Origin of the sequence: Yersinia rochesterensis (assembly GCF_003600645.1) — a bacterium.
GTDB classification, from domain to species: Bacteria; Pseudomonadota; Gammaproteobacteria; order Enterobacterales; family Enterobacteriaceae; genus Yersinia; species Yersinia rochesterensis.
On record NZ_CP032482.1, the window covers coordinates 1068958 to 1090312 of the forward strand.

Below are 21355 nucleotides of genomic sequence, written 5' to 3' on the forward strand. Positions count from 1 at the left end.
CAGGGAGGCACCGCAATGAATGCATCAGACCTCATTCGTATCATGCAATTTGGTGATTCCGTTCTGCCGGTCGGGGCCTTTACGTTTTCCAATGGTGTGGAATCTGCCATTCAAACAGGCGTCGTGCATGACGTGCAGACGTTAAAAGGCTTTGTTTTGACGGCGCTAAAGCAGGCTGCCAGCTGTGATGGAATGGGGGTTGTTGTTGCCCACCGAGCAGTGGTAGCCGACTCTCGTGACGATATTATCCGTGCTGATTGGGCCGTGCATAACCGTAAATTAAATGAAGAAAGCCGCTTGATGGCAACCCGTATGGGGAAAAAGCTGGCGGAGATGTCAATCCACGTGGTGGAGCATCCGCTGATCAGCTGGTGGCTGGAGCAGATAAAAAGTGGCAATACCGCAGGGACTTATCCGGTCACTCAGGCGGTAGTCATGGCAGCACAGGGGATAGGGCAGCGCGAAGTGGTGGTAATGCATCAATATGGCGTGGCGATGACGATATTAAGTGCGGCCATGCGGTTGATGCGCGTAACCCATTTCGACACACAACATATCTTGTTTGAATTGAACCACGACATTGAGAAGTTCTGTGATATCGCCGAAATTGGCGATATTAACCAGATGTCTTCTTATGTCCCTATTGTGGATGTTCTGGCGGCGGTACACGTGAAAGCGCACGTCCGCTTATTTAGTAACTGATCGGGCATTCAGTGACCGATAAAAATGAATTCTGAGTGCTGGGTTTTTTCTGCTAACCGAGTACAGAGCCAAAAACAGATTAAATTGAGAGGATGACCCCGTGAATAGCCATTCAACCGATAAACGCAAAAAGATTACCCGCATTGGTATTGGTGGCCCGGTAGGTTCAGGTAAAACCGCCATTATCGAAGTTATTACCCCGATTCTGATCAAACGGGGCATTAAGCCACTGATCATTACCAATGACATTGTCACCACCGAGGATGCCAAACAGGTAAAACGCACCCTGAAAGGCATTCTGGATGAAGAAAAGATCCTTGGCGTTGAAACTGGTGCCTGCCCGCATACTGCGGTGCGTGAAGACCCAAGCATGAATATTGCTGCGGTGGAGGAGATGGAAGAGCGCTTCCCTGACAGTGACTTGATTATGATTGAAAGTGGCGGTGACAACCTTACGCTAACCTTCAGCCCGGCACTGGCAGACTTCTATATCTATGTTATTGATGTGGCGGAAGGGGAAAAAATTCCGCGTAAAAATGGCCCGGGCTTGGTTCAGGCGGACATTCTGGTTATCAACAAAATTGACCTCGCCCCTTATGTTGGTGCCAGTCTGGATGTGATGGAAAGTGATACCAAAGTGGTTCGCGGCGAGCGCCCTTATATTCTGACCAACTGCAAAACGGGTCAGGGCATTGAAGAGCTGGTGGATATGATAATGCGCGATTTCTTGTTTACTCACGTACAGCCGCAAGGAGAGCATGCATGACATCGCAGAGCCAGAATATCGTGGAAACTCCTTCACGGGTTCGCGCTCACGCATTAGGTGTTAACGCGCCGGAATTAGCGGAATATCAAGATGAACCGGCGCAAATGCGTAGCGGGGCCGTAGGGAAAAGTGGCTATCTCAAGCTGAGATTTGCCAAACGTGAGCATCGCAGCATTTTGGCAGAAATGGAGCGGCGGGTGCCGTCGATGGTGCAAAAAGCGCTGTATTGGGATGAAGAAATGCCAGAATTGCCGTGTGTCACTATGATTTCGACCTCAGGGTGCATTTTACAAGGGGACCGGCTGGCCACTGATGTGATTGTGGAGGCGGGGGCTTGTGCTCATGTCACCACACAGTCGGCGACTAAAGTCCACATGATGAATGCGAACTATGCATCGCAGATACAAAATTTTACTGTAGAAGAAGGCGGCTATCTGGAATTTATGCCGGACCCGCTTATTCCACACCGTAATTCGCGCTTTATTACCGACACCACCATTAATATTCATCCTACGGCGACTGCGATTTATTCGGAAGTGCTGATGTCTGGGCGTAAATATCACCATGCGGACGAACGCTTTGGTTTTGATGTTTATTCATCCCGAGTGGCGGCACACGTTTTTTTGGGTAAAGAACTGCCAGCGGGTAAAGAGCTATTTGTAGAAAAATATGTGCTGGAGCCAAAGTCAGAAAGCCTGGATGCCATCGGAGTTATGCAATCCTTTGATGCGTTTGGCAATGTGATTTTATTAACGCCCAAAGAGCATCACGATCGAATTCTGGCGAGAGTACCGGCCCATTTTGATATGAAAGGCGGCATTGCCAGTGGGGCGACGCGTCTACCGAATGATTGTGGTCTGGTGTTTAAAGCACTGGGTATCGACAGTGCTGGCGTTAAGAATGAAATCCGTGAGTTCTGGAAAATAGCTCGAGAGGAAATTCTCGGTATTACATTGCCAGAAAAATTCTTGTGGCGCTAAGAGCTTAGGCCGAGTCATCGGCCTCATGCATTTACAGCTTCAAGTCAGAAGGGTAAAAATAATGAATGCAAAAACAGGTCACCAATCCGGTTGGGCACAACTGAGTGCTTCGAATGTTTTCATTGAATTTATCGATACAACGTTGCGCGGCTGTGCTCAAGTCATGTTCCAGAATAACCCACTCACTGGGCTATTCTTTTTTATTGCCATATTTGTCGGAGCCTATGGCGAAGGAAACCCTGCTGTAGCCTATGGCTGTGTATTGGGTACTGTGGTTGCCACACTTACGGGGTTAACCATGCGGGACCGTAAATCGTGGCGCTCAGGATTATACGGTTATAACGGCTGTCTGGTAGGGGCGGCACTGCCGACATTCTTGGTCGTCACGCCGGTTGTCTGGGCCTGTATTGTTTTGGGCAGTATTGTGTCGGTCATTGTCATGGTTTGTATCGCCGATATTTTAAAAACCTGGAAAGTTGCAGCATTAACCGCACCTTTTGTTCTAACCACTTGGATGATATTGCTGGCCAGCTACGCCTTTTCCGGTCTGCAAAGTAGTGGATTACCAGCACCAGCACTGCCCCATCAATTGATGTTAGAGACCAGCGCGGCGGCTGGTGGCAATATTTTCGTCAGCATGTTTAATGGTGTTTCGCAGGTATTTCTATTCAGTAGTTTAATTGGCGGCATTCTTTTTATCATTGGGCTGGCGGTGGAATCACTGTGGGCGGCAGTTTTTGCCCTTGGTGGCTCGCTATTGGCACTTTTTACCGCCATATTCCTCGGGGCAAATCCCAGCAGTATTGATGTCGGACTTTATGCATTCAGTGCGGTACTGACAGCGATTGCCTTAGGTTCGACATTTAATAAACCGAGCTGGCGTGTTTTGGCTTATACCATCGTCGGCGTTATTTTTACGGTTATCGTACAGGGTGCGCTAAATATCTTCCTGGCCCCGGTGGGTATTCCTACGTTGACCATGCCTTTTGTTCTCGCTTCATGGTTATTCCTGGTCCCTAATAAAGAAGTGATGCCAGCACATAGACAATAGTGATTTTATTCTGGAGTACTAACATGACGACTGGGATAGAGAAACGGAGTGCTTTTGGCAATCAGCAAACTAAACGCCGCGCCATTTATTTATTAATTGGCTTACTGGTGATCAATGGGCTGGCGTGGGTTTGGGCTTTTACTGAATTTAATGATAATGCGGTGTTGATGGGGATGGCATTTCTGGCCTATAGCTTTGGTTTGCGTCATGCCGTCGATGCTGATCATATTGCTGCCATTGATAACGTAACCCGTAAACTGATGCAACAGGGGAAGACTCCGATTGCGGTGGGAACATTTTTCTCCCTCGGCCATTCGACCATTGTTATATTAGCATCACTCGCCATCGCTGCGACCGCGATGGCATTTAAAAACAATATGGCGTGGTTCCACGAAACCGGTGGTTTAATTGGTACACTCGTTTCCTCTCTGTTTTTATTGTTATTTGGTTTTCTTAATTTAACTATTCTGATTTCAGTCTATAAAAAATTTAAACAGGTCAAAGCAGGGCATGTTTATAAAGATGAAGAACTTGACCTGTTGGTCACCAATAATGGAGGGTTCCTGGCCAGAGTATTCAAACGTGTATTTAACATGGTGAATAAAAGTTGGCATATGTATCCCGTTGGTTTTTTATTCGGTTTAGGGTTTGATACCGCCACTGAAATTGGGGTTTTAGGGATTTCAGCCGCCAGTGCAACTCATGGTATGAATTTATGGTCAATTATGATTTTCCCTGTTTTATTTGCTTCTGGGATGGCCTTGATCGATTCACTTGATAATTTTGTCATGATTGGTGCTTATGGTTGGGCTTTCTCTAAACCTGTGCGGAAATTGTATTACAACATTACCATCACGGCAGCTTCAGTGATCATTGCATTCTTCATTGGTGGGATTGAAGCATTAGGACTTATTGCAGATAAACTTAATTTAACCGGTGGGATATGGACACCAATAAATAATATCAGTGAAAACTTAGGCGAGATAGGTTACTGGATTATTGGGATGTTTATATTGTGTTGGATTGTTTCTGCAGTTAATTACTATATTCGCGGTTATGATAAATTAAGTATTACTCGGTAGTTATAATTTAATAAAAAGGCGCTTATCAAGCGCCTTTTTTATAAGAAATGACACTTACAATTTACATGTGTTTTTTAGCAAAACCTAAAATATCCTGTTTAATTTCAGAGAGTTTACTTTCAGGTGCCTTCTTACAAACTTCGACTACTTTCGGTGTCACGATAGTATCAGTCTCATGCAAATCAACATAATCACCTTTCTTATATTGAGTATCATCATTTAATACCCAATAAACCACAGGAGTAAATGACTTAGGATTCAGATCCAGGAATTCTTTGCAGGTCATATCACTCGGGGTAGTCGCTGTTGCGCTAGTGGTCGCTGCAAAGCTGGCTGCGGCAGCGGAAAGTAATAAACCAGTCAATGCAATATTACGAAGTGATTTGTAGGACATGCTTATTTCCTTATTTATCTGTTAAATATGATTAAATATTTAAGACACTTAAATTAAGGGTGATGGATATCACTCAAGTCTACGAACTTCGGTATATCTGATATGCCGAGGAACTCTTATATTATTAACCAAAACAGTATTAATGCCAACTGTGGATTTATTATTTTACTCATTATTTAGTATAAATAACTTTACAGAATGTAACATAAGCTGTGTGGTGAAACTATTTATGGTGATGACCGAACAATCATTTGATTTTTGTCAAAAATAATCATATTTGACCATGATTTTTATCATTTTTTATCTATACTTAATTTACCTATAACAATTTTAGTCACTTTATTGATGAAGATACTACAGGAAATTAAGACTAAGGTGTCGATACCACTTTTGTTGGCCATTTTAGTGGCCATTAATGGGTATCTGGTGTTAAGCCCCGTGCTTTTCCGGGCGTTCTCTCATTCAACAGAGGCGATAAACAATTTCAGCACTTGGAAAGAGGCATTAAGTTTTCTTGAATTATTTGAAATTCCGAGATTTATGATCGGTCTGTTATTGATATTGATGTCATTTTCCGTCGCGATGAAAATCCGTACGGCATGGTTTCTCACGGTATTATTGTTGTTAACTATTGTTGCTATCAATATCTTTATTCTGAAAGATCAGAATAAATTGACGACTTATTCCCTTATTGTTGTTGTCGCTTTACTATTTTATTGGCGTGAGTTTGATCATTACAGTCTCGGAAGTGCAACATTCTTTGCGATCGCGAGTATTTGTTCATTAATCGTCTATAGCATGTTGGGTACACTCTACATGGGCGATGAGTTCGCACCGGCAGTGACCGATTTACCCACTGCGTTCTATTTCGCGATTGTTTGTATGTCAACAGTGGGCTTCGGGGATATTATTCCACATACCACTGTAGCGAGAATGTTCACACTCACGGTGATTATTGCTGGTATTACTGTCTTTGCGGCTTCGATTGCTTCGATTGCCGGCCCGATAATCAGTAATAATATTAAACGCATAGTTAAAGGTAGGATTTATCACGTGGAACGTAAAAATCATTTTATTATTGTCGGTTCCAATTCTTTGGCACTCAATGTCTATAATGGGCTGCGTGACCGGGGTGATGATGTCACTGTTGTTTGCCCAGTTGGCAGCCAACACAATTTTCCTCCACATGCAGATATTATCGAGGGAGATCCCTCTTCGGTAGAAACACTGAAACTGGCGGGGGCCGCCAAGGCAAAATATATTATTGCATTGTGCAACAATGATGCCGACAACACCTTTACTATTCTCGCGGCAAAAGAAATTGCTGGTGAGGGGACGAAAACATTGGCGTTAGTCAATGAAACACAGAATATGCAGAAAGTGAAACGGGTTAATCCTGATATGGTGTTCTCACTGCCATTATTAGGCAGTGAGTTGCTGGTCAGAACCTTAAATGGCGATACAATCAATAACTCCCTCATTGCCGAAATGTTCTTTGGTAATTGCCAGAAATTAGATTAAATCTATTGGGTTATCAGATGTATAAAAACACCCTCATCATGAGGGTGTTTTTATGCCTGGTAGATATTCCCCCTGTATCCTATTATTCCATGGCAGTTTGTGGATCTTTAGGTTTATCTTTAGGGCCGACCATTAAACCCAATTCGACAGCAATAAAACCGACAATCAAGCTGGCAACTAAATAACAGATTGAAACTAAAATGCCACTCGGGGTTTTCATCATTTCGACAGCACCAAATACGAAACTGGAAAATGTCGACAAGCCGCCCATGATACCGGTACCCACCATCAAGTGTACATATTGGTTAATTTTACCGTTTTTAAAGAAAGAGGTAGCTAACCCTAATAAAAATGCGGCGATGATATTGGCGACAAAGATATCCATCGGGAAGCCATCTGCCAACCGTGGTACGGACAGCATGATAAATTCACGACACATAGCACCAAAAGCACCCCCGATAAACACTAAAATAATAAGATTTGGCATAATCATTCTCTCCGATTAATAAGCCAACCATGCACCCAATGCGGCCGCAGCTAAACCGAATAATACAGAAATAATCAGATATCCAGCAGCAATGGCTCTGCCCCGGGTTGTCGATAGTTTTGCCGCATCTAATTGCATGCTACTAAAGGTGGTATAGCCGCCTAAAATACCAGTTAACACCGCCGCATTAATTAAATCGCCATAGCGATCGCGCCAGTCGACACTAAAAAGAATGCTTAGATAGCCAATCACAAATGCACCCGAAATATTAATTAGAAAAGTGCCGAGGGGAAAATTCCCTTTGTATATTTTCCCAACACCTAGCCCTATCCACCATCGTAATAGCGAGCCGATCCCTCCACCTAGCCCAACCCACATTACATCGATTGCAGTCATAAAAAGCCCTCCATCGTTATTTACTAGAGTGGTAATAATAGTAGTACAAATAGACGCTGCGAGTATTCGGATATATGAATTATAAGGTGAGAATTTATGCAGATAGAGGGAGGTGCTTGCAGTGACAAGGGATAGTATTAAAATAGGAATGCTGTTTCAAAAAAATACAATAAACGGAGATAGAAGCTATCATGCCTTACAACGCAGATCCCTCCCGATACAACCAAATGCAATATCGCTTTTGTGGAAAAAGTGGTTTGCAACTTCCGGCACTGTCACTTGGACTTTGGCATAACTTTAGTTTTAACAATACATTAGAATCGCAGCGGACCTTACTGCGCAAAGCTTTTGACCTGGGAATTACCCACTTCGATTTAGCCAATAACTATGGCCCACCACCGGGGTCAGCAGAACAAAATTTCGGTAAGTTATTGCAAGACGATTTTAAGCCTTATCGTGACGAGCTGATAATCTCGACTAAAGCGGGTTATAACATGTGGCCCGGCCCTTATGGTGCTGGCAGTTCACGAAAATATCTGCTTGCCAGCTTGGACCAAAGCTTAAAACGGATGGGGCTGGATTATGTGGATATTTTTTATTCCCACCGTGTTGATGAAAATACGCCGATGGAAGAAACCGCATCAGCATTAGCTCAGGCGGTACAAAGCGGTAAAGCTTTATATGTCGGGATTTCATCCTATTCATCTGAACGGACTGCCAAAATGGTGGAATTATTGCAGCAATGGAAGATTCCTCTGCTTATCCATCAGCCTTCTTATAACATTCTTAATCGCTGGGTTGAGCAAACGAATTTATTAGATACTTTGGATAAACACGGTGTTGGCTGTATCGCTTTTACACCTTTGGCACAGGGATTATTAACTGGGAAATATCTCAATGGTATCCCGGATGATTCTCGAATGAAGAAAGAGGCTGGCGGCTCGTTGAAAGAAAATATGTTGTCGGAGGAAAATCTGCTCAGCATCAAGCGGTTGAATGAATTAGCTGAACAACGTGGGCAGTCATTGGCGCAAATGGCCTTGAGCTGGCTATTGAAAGATAACCGCGTTACGTCAGTTTTAATTGGTGCCAGCCGTCCAGAACAGCTTGAGGAAAACTGTGCAGCACTCGGTAATTTGAGCTTCAGTGCGGAAGAATTACGTGCTATTGATCAGCATGTTACTGATGGGCGACTTAATTTGTGGCAAGCTTCATCGGATCGCTAATTTGCCACGATAAATTTTGTCAGTGATAATGTGAAAGCCGGAAGATTTTCCGGCTTTTTTAGAGTGAATTTGTTGCTCATAAACTAGTTGTTAGCCGAAAGGCCTACTTTCAGTAACTTACCATCACTCTCATCCGTCAAGAGATAAACATAGCCGTCAGGCCCGATGCGCACATCGCGGATACGTTCGCCGCGATCTCCCAGCAAACGCTCTTCAGCAATCACTTTATCGCCATCCAGTTGTAAGCGAATTAACTCTTTCTGTGCCAATGCGCCGATAAACAGCGAATGTTGCCAGGTCGGGAAACGGGTAGCATTATAAAATGCCATCCCACTGATACCTGGTGATTTTTCCCAGTAATAGGTGGGCTGTTCAGTCCCCTCTATATGGGTACCTTTGGCTTCTGGGATGGGCAAACCTGAATAGTTCATTCCGTGTGTTGCCAATGGCCAACCATAGTTTTTCCCAGCCATAGGGATATTGATTTCATCGCCACCTTTAGGGCCATGCTCATTCTCCCACACCACGCCGGTCCAGGGATTCAGGGCTAACCCCTGCGGATTACGATGACCATAAGACCAGATTTCTGGTCTTGCCGGTGACTGATTGGTGAGGGGATTATCTTTCGGCACCTTACCGTCGAGGGTCAGGCGGACTATTTTACCTTGGTGCAAGCTCAAGTTTTGTGCTGTTAGGCGCTGATTATTTTCACCTAAGGTAATAAAAAGATGGCCTTGTTCATCAAAAGCCAGTTTGCCGCCAAAATGATTGCCGGTTGATAATTTTGGCTGTTGGCGGAAAAAGACAGTGAAGTTTTCAATGGCGGTTCCTTGCGGATTAAGACGGCCATAGCCCACCGCAGTTCCAGCTTTTCCATCCTTCCCTTCTTCCGCGAAGCTGAGGTAAATGCGGCGATCTTGGGCAAATTTCGGTGATAACGCCACTTCCAGTAAGCCGCCTTGCCCCTTGGCATACACCGCAGGCACCCCTTTTAATGGCTCTGACAGGTTTTTTTCTGGTTGCCATAATCTTAATTGCCCGGAACGTTCAGTGATTAAAATGCCCCCGTCATCCGGCAAAAAGGCCAGTGACCAGGGGTGATCCAGCCCATTTTGCAATTCAGTCACTGTCACTGTGGGGGTTGGGGCGGCTAGGGCCGGTAGCGGGATAAATACACTCAATAAGAGTGATTTGAATAATTGTAAACGCAGCCGAGAGGCCAGTGTTTTATTTCCCAATAAGGTCATTACTCACTCCATAAATAGGCAACCACCTGTTAACTTTAGAGTATTAAACAGAAATCGGCTATTTTCGGCCCTAAAAGGATGTGCGTGGAGCGAATGAGTAAGGAAGTAGTGGCGATGAACTTCGCTTCACGAATAAAGCTATCGCGTTGAACCTGGGGTAAAAGTGAGAAGGTTTGGATGAAACAATTATCAAACCAATAAGATTTCCTAATTTAACCTTTTATTGGTTTCAAGAGGTTTTATTGCCGTGCTTTGTTGTTTCATAATCTGCCAATAAAAACTAACCACATGAAATACAAATGAATTAAACTTAATTCGCCGAGCAAAAAAATAATCATTTTGCGATAACCATCACATTGTAATAGCTAAGAAATGTGAAGGCTATCAATGTGAAAAGTCAATTAGAGACGATTATTGTTATGCTTGAATTACTGGATTGTCTGTTAACTCCGTATACTGACGACAACCAGAAACAATGGAGCTGGGCAAGGGGCACGATAAAGTTCAGATAAAGGGAATTCACCATTGCACTGGCATATGAATAACTTGTGTCTTTTGAACCTCAAAAGGTGTTGGGTATGGAAAAGAAAAAAATTTATCTGTTTTGCTCTGCTGGTATGTCTACCTCGCTACTGGTTTCCAAAATGAAAGTGCAAGCAGAGAAGTATGAAGTGCCAGTGACTATCAATGCTTACCCGGAAGCACTGGCCGCGCAGCATGGCACTGAAGCAGATGTGATCCTATTAGGGCCGCAAATAGCTTACATGCTGCCAGAAATCACCAAAATGTTCCCTAACAAACCTGTTGAAGTGATCGATTCTATCTTGTACGGCAAAGTTGATGGTCTAGGGGTATTAAAAGCTGCTGTTGCCGCAATAAAAAAAGCAAAACAATAAGGGGAGCACTGTGAGCGCATTTATTAATTCTCTGGAAAGGGCCATATTGCCCTTCGCCATTAAAATTGGCAAACAGCAACATATTAATGCCATCAAGAATGGGTTTATTCGGCTGATGCCGTTAACCCTGACAGGTGCCATGTTTGTTCTTATTAATAACGTTTTCTTAAGTTTTGGTGAAGGGTCGTTCTTCTTCTCGATGGGTATTCGTCTGGATGCAGATACCATCACCACGCTCAATGGTTTTAAAGCGATCGGCGGTAACGTTTATAACGGTACCCTCGGGATCATGTCGTTAATGACGCCATTCTTTATCAGTATGGCCTTGGCTGAAGAGAAAAGAGTCGATCCTCTGGCTTCGGCATTGCTGGCGATTGCTGCCTTTATGACCGTAACCCCATACAGTGTTGGCGATGCCTATGCGGTGGGTGCTAATTGGTTAGGGGGGGCGAATATTATCTCCGGTATTATTATCGGCTTGGTGGTAGCAGAAGTTTTCGCCTTTATCGTGCGCCGTAACTGGGTTATCCGCTTACCTGATAGTGTGCCGACATCAGTCTCTCGCTCTTTCTCTGCATTGATTCCTGGTTTTATTATTCTGTCCATTATGGGTGTGATTTCCTATGCCCTTGCATTGCACGGAACTAACTTCCACCAGATCATTATGGACACCATCTCCGCTCCATTGTCTAAAATGGGCAGTGTTGTAGGTTGGGTGTATGTGATGTGTTCCTCACTGTTGTGGTTCTTCGGGATACACGGGGCGATGGCGTTATCTGCGCTGGAAAGTGGCATTATGATGCCATTTGCGCTAGAAAACGTGGCAACCTATACCCAATATGGCTCGGTTGCGGCGGCATTGGCTGCTGGCAAAGAATTCCACATGTGGGCTAAACCTTTTGTTGACTCCTATATATTCCTTGGCGGAACAGGGGCAACACTTGGGCTGGTTATTGCTATCTTTATTGGTTCCCGTCGTGAAGATTATCGCCAAGTGGCAAAACTGGGCGCGCCGGCAAGTATTTTCCAGATTAACGAACCGATTCTGTTTGGTTTACCGGTTATTATGAACCCGCTGTTCTTCATTCCATTTATTCTGGTTCAGCCGGTATTAGCCATTATTACTTCCATTGCCTATTACACCGGTTTAATTCCGCCAATTACCAATATTGCGCCGTGGACGATGCCAGTCGGGTTGGGAGCTTTCTTTAACACCAACGGCAGTATTGCTGCGATGTTATTAAGTTTGTTCAACCTTGGCATCGCAACACTGATTTATCTGCCGTTTGTGATTATTGCCAATAAAGCGCAAACCGAGATAGATCGTGAAGTTCAAAGCGAAGAAGAAATCGCTGACAGCTTGAAATTCTAATTGTAAAACCCATTTAGCGTATAAGGTTGGAGGCTGGAATGAAATATCAATTTCCCGAGGATTTTTGGTGGGGTAGTGCCACTTCTGCAACCCAATTTGAAGGGGCGTCATTGCAGGATGGCAAGAGCCAGAATATCTTTGATTATTGGTATGACATTGCACCAGAACGTTTTCATGGCCAAATTGGCCCGGAAAACACCTCCACCTTTTACGATAATTATCGGCAGGATATCTTGCTGTTAAAAGCATTGGGACATAACACTTTCAGGACATCGATTTCATGGTCGAGACTGATCCCAAATGGTGACGGTGAGGTTAATCCCAAAGCCGTCGCTTTTTATAACGCCGTGATTGATTCTTTACTGGCGAACGGTATTACGCCGTTTATCAACCTCTACCATTTTGATATGCCACTGTGCATGCAAGATAAAGGGGGCTGGGAAAGCCGCGCAGTGGTGGATGCTTATGCGCGCTATGCCAAAATCTGTTTTACCTTATTTGGTGACCGAGTAAAACACTGGTTTACCTTTAACGAACCGGTGGTGCCAGTTGAAGCGGGCTACCTGAACGACTTACATTATCCTTGCGTGGTAGATTTTGGCCGCGCGGTAACTGTGGCCTACCATAGTGTCCTGGCTCACGCCAAAGCGGTTGAAAAATATCGAGAACTTAAGCAGGGCGGTGATATTGGTATCATTTTGAACCTCACCCCGACCTATCCTCGCTCTGACAGCGCACCAGACCAGATTGCCGCCAATCGTGCTGATTTACTGCTTAACCGTAGCTTCCTCGATCCCGTCACTAAAGGTGTTTATCCTGATGAACTGATTGCGTTGCTGCGTGAGCACGACTTATTACCGCAGATTGAATCTGATGATTGCCAGCTTATTGCTAAGGGGGTCATCGATTTATTAGGTGTTAACTATTACCAGCCAAGACGGGTCAAAGCGAAAGATATTCCAACACCTCAGGGGCCGGCGAAAACGCCGGAAGACTTGTTTAGTTTTTATGAGATGCCGGGGCGGAAAATTAACCCGCATCGTGGTTGGGAAATTTATGAAAAAGGGCTGTATGACATTCTGACAGACCTGAAACAAAATTATGGCAACATACCTTGCTATATCTCTGAGAATGGCATGGGTGTTGAGGGCGAAGAGCAATTTATCACCCCATCCGGTCAGGTTGATGATGAATATCGCATTGAGTTTATTCGCGAGCATCTAAAATGGTTGCATCAAGCATTGCAAGAGGGCAGTAATTGCAAAGGCTATCATCTGTGGACTTTTATTGATTGCTGGTCTTGGCTTAATGCTTATAAAAATCGTTATGGATTAGTGCGATTGAATATCGCAGATCAATCGCGAGTCATAAAGAAAAGTGGTTATTGGTTTGCGAATGTTGCAAGACAAAACGGCTTTAATTAACAGCTTTAATTTACGGAGTAGCAACAGTATGTTTGATTTAGATAAAATCGTTGATGATGTTCAACCTACTGATAAAATGGAAGATATAGTCATGGGGTTGATTATCAACGCAGGACAAGCCCGGAGTTTGGCTTATAAAGCGTTGAAGCATGCTAAAACAGGTGATTTTGCTCAAGCAGAAGAGTTAATGGCACAATCGCGCATGGCGCTGAATGAAGCACATTTGGTGCAGACTCAGCTTATTGAAGCCGATCAAGGTGAGGGGAAAACCCGAGTCACGCTAGTATTGGTGCATGCTCAGGACCATTTAATGAACGCGATGTTAGCTCGTGAGTTAATTGCAGAGTTGATCGAATTACATCAAAAGGTAAGCTGAGCCGCGCAAATATCTGTCCGTTTTTTCAAATAAGAGAGTGAAGGTAAATAAGATGGAAGTCAGATTAGTACGTGAAAAAGACTTTTTTAACGGAAAAGAGTTCCATCTATTTATTTATAACAAAACGGAGAGTGCGACAGGTCTACATCAGCATGACTATTATGAATACACTCTGATATTAACCGGCATGTGTTATCAGGAAATTAATGGTAAACGCGTCTTTTTAGAACGTGGCGATTTTGTTTTTATCCCCATGGGATCCCATCATCAAAGTTTCTATGACTTTGGCGCGACGCGAATTCTAAATGTTGGGATCAGAAAATCTTTCTTTGAAGAACACTATTTTCATTTGCTCTCCAGACCTATCGTTGCCTCACAAGCTTATCGGCTAAAAGGTGATTTTCTTTCTTATATTGAATCAGCGATTTCTGCGCCACACTTTAGGGAAGACGAATTAACCGAGTTGGTTGAGCTGCTGACATTTTATGTCACTAATCGCATTAGCCATTATAAAGAGACGGAGGTCAATGACGATATTCCGCTGTGGCTAAAAACCAGTATTGACAAAATGCATGACAAATCGATGTTTGGTGAAAAAGCACTGGTGAATATGATTGAGCTTTCGGGCAAAACTCAAGAGTATCTGACTCGCGCGACTCGGCGTTATTACCAAAAAACACCGATGCAGATTATTAATGAAATCAGAGTTAACTTTGCCAAAACCCAGCTTGAAATGACGAACTACTTAGTCTCAGATATTGCCTTTGAAGCCGGTTACAGTGATACCACGTTATTTATTAAAAACTTCAAAAAACTCACTTCTTTTACGCCAGGGAACTACCGTAAAAAATTCAACTGCGTTAGAGATGGGTTATCCGATTAGTTTCCGGCCAGATATCTGTTATTGAAATGGCCTTACAAGGTGCTCTCAATGGAAAAGCTACTTATTGTTAATGCTGATGATTTTGGTTTATGCAAAGGCCAAAGCTATGGGATTATTGAAGCATTTCGGCATGGTATTGTCTCATCAACCACCGCAATGATGAATTGTGCAGATATCTATCATGCAGCAGAACTGAGCAAGCAAAATCCTGCATTGCCAGTGGGCATGCATTTTGTGCTGACTTATGGTCGGCCCTTAACGGCTATGCCATCCTTGATTGATGACAACGGTGAGTTGGGTAAATGGTTGTGGGCGCGGGCCGAGGCGGGCGAGTTGAATCTGGATGAAATCGCCCAAGAACTGGCAGCTCAGTTTGATACGTTCGTCACTGTGTTTGGCCGTCCCCCTACTCATATTGACAGTCATCACCATGTCCATATGTTGCCGCAGATTTATCCGTTGATTGAATCTTTTGCTCACGAAAAATCACTGCCATTACGAATTGATCGCCAAGAGGCACAACAGCAGAACATTGTGCTCCACAAACTCCGCAGCACAGAGTGGTTTGATGCCGGTTTTTATGGCGAGAATTTGACGGAACAGTCATTTCTGCAATTGTTAGATTATGCAGACCAAAATACAATTAACTCTGTTGAAGTGATGTGCCACCCAGCATTTATCGACAAAATCCTGATGACCAGTGGCTATTGTTATCCACGGTTGACCGAGTTGGATATTCTTACGTCACCAGCATTAAAACAAACTATTGCCGATCGTGGTTATCGTTTGGGATCGTATCTGGATTGTTAAATTCTAGTTTGTGCGGGGTTTTGTGTTGTATAAGTCGCCCAAAAATGAAAATCCCAGACTTTTAGTCAGGTTTTTTTGTTTGTGGAATGGGCGGCAGAAAAGTGCTGGTAACATTGCTTCTGCCATTCGCCTGTTTGGAAAGTCACAGGCGAACCAAGGCCCAAAGCGTGTGTGCACAAAGCAGGTCTGAGCCTACCAAGAAACGGTAGAATGGCTTATGAAAAACACTATTTATTTAAACAGTGATAGCGTTATTAACGCTGATTCTCTTTGTTATATCAAAACCCTGCTTAATAACTGCATTGACCTGATAGCAACTGACCCGCCTTAAGGACCGTTTGTATGTAATTCGTCAACGGTTTCACACCACCGCCACACCAGCCAAACCCCACAAACAAGAAAACCAGCCCTAATGAATTGGTTTTCTTTGGGATATTTGGTCGGCATGAAAGGATTTGAACCTTCGACCCCCGACACCCCATGACGGCGTTCTATAGGCGAAAAAAAACCTCTGGGTTAGCAGAGGCTTTTTAATCTTCATAGGAGCCGCGTATTTTTTGCGTATCCTTTTTGGTCCAAACTAGGTCAGTGCTTCGTCCGGTCATTTATCATAAGTTACTGGTTTATATGATACTGTCCGGTCACTGTCCTATCAAAAGTGGTGGAGCTGGGGGGATTTGAACCCCCGTCCGAAATTACTACGCCGTCGGCACTACATGCTTAGTCCAGTCATTACATTCGCCGGTTAGCTGCGGACGGACACGCCACTAACAAACTATCCTGATTGGGTTTAACGCTTTCACCCCAGGCAAGGTGTCCACGCGATCTCTTTTAGGTTTGACCTCTCTTGATCCCCGTCCTAAGAGCGGAGGCTAGGGAGAGAGGGAATCTTCAGTTTCTTAGGCTGATTAAGCTGCTAAAGCAGCAGATTCGTATTGCGAGTCGTTTGCAATTATTTTTTTTGCGGTTTTTTACGAGGCCTCCGCACCTCGGCATGCACCTTGGGTTTCGCGAATCCCGTCGAATCCAGAATCAGCCCCAAAGAACTTCGCTAGTATAACAGAACTATGTCCTGCTAAGCCAGTCACTTAACGATTTGCGTGCTTCATGATGCGCGCTTTGTCTAACTTCCACTCACGATCTTTGATATCATCGCGTTTATCGTGATCTTTCTTACCTTTAGCGACACCGATTTTAACTTTAACCCAAGCGTTTTTCCAATATACGGAAAGGGCAACAACGGTAAAACCGTCGCGATTAACTTTACCTATCAGTGAGTCCAGCTCGCGTTTGTTTAGTAGCAGTTTACGGGTACGCATTGGTTCGCAGACAACATGCGTCGATGCCACGTTTAACGGCGTAATGGTGGCACCAAACAAAAATGCCTCACCGTTTCTAAAGGTTACGTAGCTATCACTAATGTTGGCTTTGCCAGCACGCAGAGATTTTACTTCCCAACCTTGCAGTGAAAGACCTGCCTCGAACTCTTCTTCAATGAAGTATTCATGGCGGGCGCGTTTATTTTGCGCAATGGTTGCGGAACCGGGTTTGTATGCTTTTTTCTTTGTCATAGTATTGATCATTATACTGTATGCGGAGGCGAATGAAATCCTTTCCCGCAGGATGCCTATGCATTTTGTCTCATTTGTTGTGAAGAATGCCTAGCAGATTTTTTGTCTGGCGGTGGATAAATGGTATTATCAGCGCGTTTTATGTCTCACAGGAAATGTTATGCCACAAATTAGCCGCTCTGCGTTGGTTCCATTTAGCGTAGAACAGATGTATCAACTGGTTAATGATGTTCACTCTTATCCAGAATTTTTACCGGGTTGTACTGGAAGCCGGGTCCTTGATGCTACTGAAAATGAAATGACGGCTGCTGTCGATGTTGCTAAGGCCGGAATAAGTAAAACTTTCACGACACGTAATACATTAACTGATAACCAGAGTATTGATATGCAACTGGTGGATGGACCGTTTCGTAAGTTAATGGGGGGATGGTATTTTACACCACTGAGTGCAGATGCCTGTAAAGTTGAATTACACCTTGATTTTGAGTTCACCAACAAGTTGATTGAGCTGGCTTTTGGTAAAATATTCAAGGAGTTAGCTGGTAATATGGTGCAAGCATTCACCCAGAGGGCTAAAGAGGTTTACAGTGTCTGATCTTCGCGTTGAGGTGGTTTATGCCTTACCCGAACGCCAATATTTGCGGGTTGTTCCCCTTAAAGGAGGAAGCACCGTAGAGGAAGCTATCAGAGCTTCAGGTCTGCTTGAATTACGACCAGATATTGATCTAACAAAAAATAAAGTGGGTGTTTATAGTCGCCCGATTAAGCTTGGCGATAAGCTTAATGATGGTGATAGGGTTGAGATATATCGCCCATTAATTGCAGATCCTAAAGAATTGCGCCGGCAGCGTGCTGAACAAGCAAAAAAATAAGGCACAATCTGCGCCTTATTTTTTGTTGCAGCCCCAGACTGCCATTGAAGAAGAATATGAACTATTGTGTGGCTGCGTAAGTATTAATAGGCAGTGTACCCAAACTCTAATCAGTAATCCTTTCCTCAACCTGTTCTGCAATCGTCGGTTAAATCAATTTCCTACTAACGTTGGTTCATTTTTGATATCAGTTAGTACACCACTGCTATCAAAGGTCAACGTTAATGTTTGTTGTGTAACTTTTTCGTGGCCAGGTTGTTGACGGAATACATAGAACCACGTTTTAGTTCCAAACGGATCCTGCAACATTGGGGTGCCTAAGGTATATGCCACTTGTTGCTGGGTCATACCCTTATGAATTTTGGACGCATCATTAGGTGATAAATAGTTACCCTGATTAATATCAGGCCGGTAGACCACCTTCTCCAGCGTTGAACAACCCGCAGTAAGCATTGCAAGCATCACAGCGGCGGCAGTCAGCATTTTACAGCGCATAGTAATCACATTCCTTTAGGGCGTAGGATGACGATGATAATAGACCTTGCAGCAGTTGGGAACCTTTACAGGGCACCTGTATGACCTCTAGAAAGGAAAAAAGTTAATCTTTTCTACGCTGCGAGTAATTCTTTTGCATTTGCCAAGGTGTTTTTCGTCACTTCACTACCGCCCAGAAGGCGCGCCAACTCTTGCAAGCGGGCTTTTTTATCTAGCCGATGCATATGGGTTTCGGTTTCAGTGCCATCAGTTTGTTTACTCACAAAGAAATGTTGATGGCCACAACCTGCAACTTGGGGTAGATGAGTCACACACATCACCTGAGTTGATTCGCCTAACTGGCGCAATAGGCGGCCCACTATGGCGGCGGTTGGCCCACTAATACCTACATCGACTTCATCAAAGATTAGTGCGGGGGTATCCATTTTACGCGCAGTAATGACCTGAATAGCCAATGCGATGCGCGAAAGTTCACCACCTGAAGCAACCTTAGCCAGTGGTTGCAGCGGTTGACCTGGGTTAGTGGTGACACCGAATTCAATTCGAGTAGCACCTTCCGCACTCAGGTGCTCCGGTTCAAACTGGGTTTCAATAGCGAATTTGCCGTGCGGCATAGATAGTTCGCGCATGCTTTCAGTGATCAGCCCGGCCAATTCGTCAGCATAATACTGGCGCTCTTCATGTAAGCGTTTGGCGATAGCCAATGCATGCTGATAGTGAGTATTGACTACATGGCTGAGTTGTTCGTGATCATTTTCTTGTTGTGATAGTTGTTCTTGCTCATCGAGCAATTGCTGATGAAATTGCGGTAGCTCTTCTGGTGCAACATGGTGTTTGCGGGCCAGATTTAATTGGCGAGATAACCGCTGCTCTAGTTCATACAGACGATTCGGATCCATATCAAATTGTTCGGCATAGTGGCGTAATTCATCACTGGCTTCACTGATTTGGATAGAGGCCTCCTCCAGCATATTCAACAGATTATTAAATTGCTCATCCATTCCTGCTAGTTCTGTTAACTGATTCTTGGCTGAGTAAAGTTGGCTGAGGATATTATTCTGTTCGTCATCTGACAGTAACTGCAATGTTTGTTGACTGAGTGACAACAGCTGTCCACTGTTTGCCAGGCGTTTATATTCGATATCAATTTGTTCATATTCCCCAGCTTGTGGGGCAAATGAGTTCAGCTCTTTTAACTGATAGTGTAATAGCTCGTGACGAGCATTACGTTCCAGCGATTGTTGTTGATGCAGTGCCAACGCGCGGCAGCTTTGATGCCAAAGTTGATAAGCTGCTTTCATTTCTGCCAACAGGGTAGACTGGCCTGCGTAGGCATCCAATAATTGCTTTTGATGGTCAGATTTTAGCAACAATTGATGAGCATGCTGGCCGTGAATTTGGATCAAATGTTGGCCCAGTTCCCTCAATTGGGACAAAGGTACTGCTGTTCCGTTAATGAATCCCCTTGAGCGGCCATCAGTGCCAATAGCTCGGCGTAGCAAGCATTCATTACTGTCATCAAGGTGGTTGTTTTCCAACCACTGACGGGCTGATGGAGTATCTGCTAGTGAGAAACGAGCACAAATATCTGCACGAGTTGCCCCTAAACGTACCATGCTGCCGTCTGAACGGCTGCCAAGGCACAGCCCTAATGCATCTATGGCTATGGATTTACCAGCCCCAGTTTCACCAGTAATTGCTGTCATTCCGGGCTGAAAATCAATCTCTAACTCACGTACAATTGCAAAATTACTGATGGTTAATTGGGCCAGCATGGTAAATCTCCTGTACATAAACACATGGCTGTATTTGAATACAGTATAGACTGGTTTTATATACAGTAAAGACCCTGCGGCACTTTTCAGAATAATTTTTTCGACCAACCTAACTTTGTACTTAATGTATTGAAATAGCTGTAGTCCTTAGGGTGAATAAGATTGAGGTGGAAATCACTGCGCCGGATTAAGACTTCTTCAGCCTCCTGAATTGGCAGTGCTATCTGACTGTCACAACTAATTTCCAGGTCACTGGTGATTTGGGAAAACTTAAGGCGAATGGTGCTGCTACTATTAATGACGAGTGGTCGAGCTGTTAGGGTGTGTGGGAACATGGGAACCAAGACGATGGCATCCAGTGTTGGTGTCAATATTGGGCCACCCGCAGAAAGTGAATAAGCGGTTGAACCAGTAGGAGTGGCGATGATCAGGCCATCAGAGCGTTGGGAAAATGCGAAGCGATCATCAATATACACTTCGAATTCGATCATATGGGCTACTTTGCCGGGGTGCAAAACCACCTCATTGATTGCGGTACTGATACGGCTTTGCTGATCTGTTCGTGTGACTTGTGCTTCCAGCAAGAAACGTTGTTCATTGATGTATTCACCTTCCAGTACATCGGAAAGTTGTTGCAGCGCATTATCAGGGTCTAAATCAGTCAAAAAGCCCAGATTGCCTCGGTTGACGCCGATCACTTTGATATCATAACGGGCAAGTACCCGAGCGGCGCCCAGCATATTGCCATCACCGCCGACCACGACAGCTAAATCAGCTGTTTGGCCAATATCAGCCAAACTACCCGTAACGGCGTCGGTTAAATTGAGATCGTTAGCAATCTGTTGTTCAACCATAACGTCATACCCTTTGGTGTTTAACCATCGGTAGAGCATTTCATGGGTGGCAAGTGCGGCCGGGTGGCGTGGGTGACCGACAATACCAATACATTTGAATCTTTTATTATTCATTGCCGTGATTTTCCTCACTGGGGTGTCTTTTACCCCAGATTATGACCGGTTCCCTTGAATC

The 21355-nt window shown here is 44.3% G+C and carries 23 protein-coding genes and 1 other RNA gene; 15 read left to right on the forward strand and 9 right to left on the reverse strand.

Annotated features, from left to right (window positions below; translation table 11 throughout):
• The first annotated feature begins 15 nt into the window (after nt 1–15).
• From DXZ79_RS05005 to DXZ79_RS05025, 5 genes are all read left to right on the forward strand, one after another.
• Entirely contained in the window at nt 16–702 is a 687-nt protein-coding gene (locus DXZ79_RS05005) for an urease accessory protein UreF (RefSeq protein ID WP_038635686.1), read from the forward strand.
• A 100-nt stretch (nt 703–802) separates the two neighbouring features.
• Nucleotides 803–1468, forward strand: coding sequence for an urease accessory protein UreG (gene ureG, locus DXZ79_RS05010; RefSeq protein ID WP_004390399.1), 666 nt, complete (start codon nt 803–805; stop codon nt 1466–1468).
• Complete coding sequence (locus DXZ79_RS05015) at nt 1465–2448, forward strand: urease accessory protein UreD (RefSeq protein WP_038635682.1); 984 nt, start codon at nt 1465–1467, stop codon at nt 2446–2448. The genes ureG and DXZ79_RS05015 overlap by 4 nt, the downstream gene beginning before the upstream one ends.
• A 61-nt stretch (nt 2449–2509) precedes the next feature.
• The gene (gene yut / locus DXZ79_RS05020; RefSeq protein WP_038635680.1) at nt 2510–3499 is read left to right on the forward strand and encodes an urea transporter; all 990 of its coding nucleotides are present in this window, start codon (nt 2510–2512) and stop codon (nt 3497–3499) included.
• 23 nt (nt 3500–3522) lie between these two features.
• On the forward strand, nt 3523–4581 hold the full coding sequence (locus tag DXZ79_RS05025) for a HoxN/HupN/NixA family nickel/cobalt transporter (RefSeq protein ID WP_038635674.1): 1059 nt from the start codon (nt 3523–3525) through the stop codon (nt 4579–4581).
• A gap of 61 nt (nt 4582–4642) precedes the next feature.
• Here DXZ79_RS05025 and hdeB read toward each other — a convergent pair whose 3' ends face one another.
• Nucleotides 4643–4975 carry an acid-activated periplasmic chaperone HdeB gene (hdeB, locus tag DXZ79_RS05030; RefSeq protein WP_038635671.1) on the reverse strand — a complete coding sequence of 111 codons (333 nt, stop codon included), beginning with the start codon at nt 4973–4975 and terminating at the stop codon, nt 4643–4645.
• Between the two features lie 345 nt (nt 4976–5320).
• Between hdeB and kch the strand changes: the two genes are divergently transcribed.
• The gene (gene kch, locus DXZ79_RS05035) at nt 5321–6496 is read left to right on the forward strand and encodes a voltage-gated potassium channel protein (RefSeq protein ID WP_038635668.1); all 1176 of its coding nucleotides are present in this window, start codon (nt 5321–5323) and stop codon (nt 6494–6496) included.
• Nucleotides 6497–6578: 82 nt separating this feature from the next.
• Here kch and crcB read toward each other — a convergent pair whose 3' ends face one another.
• Entirely contained in the window at nt 6579–6983 is a 405-nt protein-coding gene (crcB, locus tag DXZ79_RS05040) for a fluoride efflux transporter CrcB (protein WP_038639745.1), read from the reverse strand.
• A gap of 15 nt (nt 6984–6998) precedes the next feature.
• Nucleotides 6999–7379 (reverse strand): fluoride efflux transporter FluC, encoded by a 381-nt coding sequence (locus tag DXZ79_RS05045; protein ID WP_038635666.1) that lies wholly within the window; start codon nt 7377–7379, stop codon nt 6999–7001.
• A gap of 191 nt (nt 7380–7570) precedes the next feature.
• Here DXZ79_RS05045 and mgrA point away from each other — a divergent pair, with 191 nt between their 5' ends.
• Nucleotides 7571–8605, forward strand: coding sequence for an L-glyceraldehyde 3-phosphate reductase (gene mgrA / locus DXZ79_RS05050; protein ID WP_038635662.1), 1035 nt, complete (start codon nt 7571–7573; stop codon nt 8603–8605).
• 83 nt (nt 8606–8688) lie between these two features.
• On the opposite strand, the gene DXZ79_RS05055 is transcribed toward mgrA, so the two are convergent.
• Entirely contained in the window at nt 8689–9852 is a 1164-nt protein-coding gene (locus DXZ79_RS05055; RefSeq protein WP_038635659.1) for a PQQ-dependent sugar dehydrogenase, read from the reverse strand.
• A 578-nt stretch (nt 9853–10430) separates the two neighbouring features.
• On the opposite strand from DXZ79_RS05055, the gene DXZ79_RS05060 reads away from it, so the two are divergent.
• The 6 genes from DXZ79_RS05060 to chbG are packed head-to-tail and all read left to right on the forward strand — an operon-like array spanning nt 10431 to nt 15613.
• The gene (locus tag DXZ79_RS05060; RefSeq protein ID WP_038635656.1) at nt 10431–10748 is read left to right on the forward strand and encodes a PTS sugar transporter subunit IIB; all 318 of its coding nucleotides are present in this window, start codon (nt 10431–10433) and stop codon (nt 10746–10748) included.
• A gap of 10 nt (nt 10749–10758) precedes the next feature.
• Entirely contained in the window at nt 10759–12120 is a 1362-nt protein-coding gene (gene chbC / locus DXZ79_RS05065; RefSeq protein WP_038635653.1) for a PTS N,N'-diacetylchitobiose transporter subunit IIC, read from the forward strand.
• Between the two features lie 38 nt (nt 12121–12158).
• On the forward strand, nt 12159–13544 hold the full coding sequence (locus DXZ79_RS05070; RefSeq protein WP_050291515.1) for a glycoside hydrolase family 1 protein: 1386 nt from the start codon (nt 12159–12161) through the stop codon (nt 13542–13544).
• Nucleotides 13545–13572: 28 nt separating this feature from the next.
• On the forward strand, nt 13573–13920 hold the full coding sequence (gene chbA / locus DXZ79_RS05075; RefSeq protein ID WP_038635648.1) for a PTS N,N'-diacetylchitobiose transporter subunit IIA: 348 nt from the start codon (nt 13573–13575) through the stop codon (nt 13918–13920).
• 52 nt (nt 13921–13972) lie between these two features.
• Nucleotides 13973–14803, forward strand: coding sequence for a transcriptional regulator ChbR (gene chbR / locus DXZ79_RS05080; protein WP_038635645.1), 831 nt, complete (start codon nt 13973–13975; stop codon nt 14801–14803).
• A 48-nt stretch (nt 14804–14851) separates the two neighbouring features.
• Nucleotides 14852–15613, forward strand: a complete 762-nt coding sequence (chbG, locus tag DXZ79_RS05085) for a chitin disaccharide deacetylase (RefSeq protein ID WP_038635642.1) — start codon at nt 14852–14854, stop codon at nt 15611–15613.
• A 659-nt stretch (nt 15614–16272) separates the two neighbouring features.
• Here the strand turns inward: chbG and ssrA are convergent.
• Together ssrA and smpB are read right to left on the reverse strand one after the other, a co-directional pair.
• Nucleotides 16273–16653, reverse strand: a transfer-messenger RNA (tmRNA) gene (gene ssrA, locus DXZ79_RS05095).
• 48 nt (nt 16654–16701) lie between these two features.
• The gene (gene smpB, locus DXZ79_RS05100; protein ID WP_005166313.1) at nt 16702–17184 is read right to left on the reverse strand and encodes an SsrA-binding protein SmpB; all 483 of its coding nucleotides are present in this window, start codon (nt 17182–17184) and stop codon (nt 16702–16704) included.
• Nucleotides 17185–17344: 160 nt separating this feature from the next.
• Between smpB and DXZ79_RS05105 the strand changes: the two genes are divergently transcribed.
• Nucleotides 17345–17779: a type II toxin-antitoxin system RatA family toxin gene (locus tag DXZ79_RS05105; RefSeq protein ID WP_038635588.1), complete on the forward strand. Its 435-nt coding sequence runs from the start codon at nt 17345–17347 to the stop codon at nt 17777–17779.
• Nucleotides 17772–18056, forward strand: a complete 285-nt coding sequence (locus DXZ79_RS05110; protein WP_038635585.1) for an RnfH family protein — start codon at nt 17772–17774, stop codon at nt 18054–18056. Before DXZ79_RS05105 ends, DXZ79_RS05110 begins: the two co-directional genes overlap by 8 nt.
• A gap of 153 nt (nt 18057–18209) precedes the next feature.
• Here DXZ79_RS05110 and bamE read toward each other — a convergent pair whose 3' ends face one another.
• The 3 genes from bamE to nadK form a co-directional block, all read right to left on the reverse strand.
• Complete coding sequence (bamE, locus tag DXZ79_RS05115; RefSeq protein WP_038635582.1) at nt 18210–18551, reverse strand: outer membrane protein assembly factor BamE; 342 nt, start codon at nt 18549–18551, stop codon at nt 18210–18212.
• Between the two features lie 113 nt (nt 18552–18664).
• Nucleotides 18665–20326, reverse strand: coding sequence for a DNA repair protein RecN (gene recN / locus DXZ79_RS05120; protein WP_038635579.1), 1662 nt, complete (start codon nt 20324–20326; stop codon nt 18665–18667).
• A gap of 86 nt (nt 20327–20412) precedes the next feature.
• Nucleotides 20413–21294, reverse strand: coding sequence for an NAD(+) kinase (gene nadK, locus DXZ79_RS05125; RefSeq protein WP_038635576.1), 882 nt, complete (start codon nt 21292–21294; stop codon nt 20413–20415).
• Nucleotides 21295–21355: the final 61 nt, after the last annotated feature.

What these genes read in the sequence shown, in the direction of transcription:
- DXZ79_RS05005 (WP_038635686.1), top strand. Translation starts at nt 16, where the DNA reads ATGAATGCATCAGACCTCATTCGTATCATGCAATTTGGTGATTCCGTT.
- DXZ79_RS05015 (WP_038635682.1), top strand. Translation starts at nt 1,465, where the DNA reads ATGACATCGCAGAGCCAGAATATCGTGGAAACTCCTTCACGGGTTCGC.
- yut (WP_038635680.1), top strand. Translation starts at nt 2,510, where the DNA reads ATGAATGCAAAAACAGGTCACCAATCCGGTTGGGCACAACTGAGTGCT.
- DXZ79_RS05025 (WP_038635674.1), top strand. Translation starts at nt 3,523, where the DNA reads ATGACGACTGGGATAGAGAAACGGAGTGCTTTTGGCAATCAGCAAACT.
- hdeB (WP_038635671.1), bottom strand. Translation starts at nt 4,975, where the DNA reads ATGTCCTACAAATCACTTCGTAATATTGCATTGACTGGTTTATTACTT.
- kch (WP_038635668.1), top strand. Translation starts at nt 5,321, where the DNA reads ATGAAGATACTACAGGAAATTAAGACTAAGGTGTCGATACCACTTTTG.
- crcB (WP_038639745.1), bottom strand. Translation starts at nt 6,983, where the DNA reads ATGCCAAATCTTATTATTTTAGTGTTTATCGGGGGTGCTTTTGGTGCT.
- DXZ79_RS05045 (WP_038635666.1), bottom strand. Translation starts at nt 7,379, where the DNA reads ATGACTGCAATCGATGTAATGTGGGTTGGGCTAGGTGGAGGGATCGGC.
- mgrA (WP_038635662.1), top strand. Translation starts at nt 7,571, where the DNA reads ATGCCTTACAACGCAGATCCCTCCCGATACAACCAAATGCAATATCGC.
- DXZ79_RS05055 (WP_038635659.1), bottom strand. Translation starts at nt 9,852, where the DNA reads ATGACCTTATTGGGAAATAAAACACTGGCCTCTCGGCTGCGTTTACAA.
- DXZ79_RS05060 (WP_038635656.1), top strand. Translation starts at nt 10,431, where the DNA reads ATGGAAAAGAAAAAAATTTATCTGTTTTGCTCTGCTGGTATGTCTACC.
- DXZ79_RS05070 (WP_050291515.1), top strand. Translation starts at nt 12,159, where the DNA reads ATGAAATATCAATTTCCCGAGGATTTTTGGTGGGGTAGTGCCACTTCT.
- chbA (WP_038635648.1), top strand. Translation starts at nt 13,573, where the DNA reads ATGTTTGATTTAGATAAAATCGTTGATGATGTTCAACCTACTGATAAA.
- chbR (WP_038635645.1), top strand. Translation starts at nt 13,973, where the DNA reads ATGGAAGTCAGATTAGTACGTGAAAAAGACTTTTTTAACGGAAAAGAG.
- chbG (WP_038635642.1), top strand. Translation starts at nt 14,852, where the DNA reads ATGGAAAAGCTACTTATTGTTAATGCTGATGATTTTGGTTTATGCAAA.
- smpB (WP_005166313.1), bottom strand. Translation starts at nt 17,184, where the DNA reads ATGACAAAGAAAAAAGCATACAAACCCGGTTCCGCAACCATTGCGCAA.
- DXZ79_RS05105 (WP_038635588.1), top strand. Translation starts at nt 17,345, where the DNA reads ATGCCACAAATTAGCCGCTCTGCGTTGGTTCCATTTAGCGTAGAACAG.
- bamE (WP_038635582.1), bottom strand. Translation starts at nt 18,551, where the DNA reads ATGCGCTGTAAAATGCTGACTGCCGCCGCTGTGATGCTTGCAATGCTT.
- recN (WP_038635579.1), bottom strand. Translation starts at nt 20,326, where the DNA reads ATGCTGGCCCAATTAACCATCAGTAATTTTGCAATTGTACGTGAGTTA.
- nadK (WP_038635576.1), bottom strand. Translation starts at nt 21,294, where the DNA reads ATGAATAATAAAAGATTCAAATGTATTGGTATTGTCGGTCACCCACGC.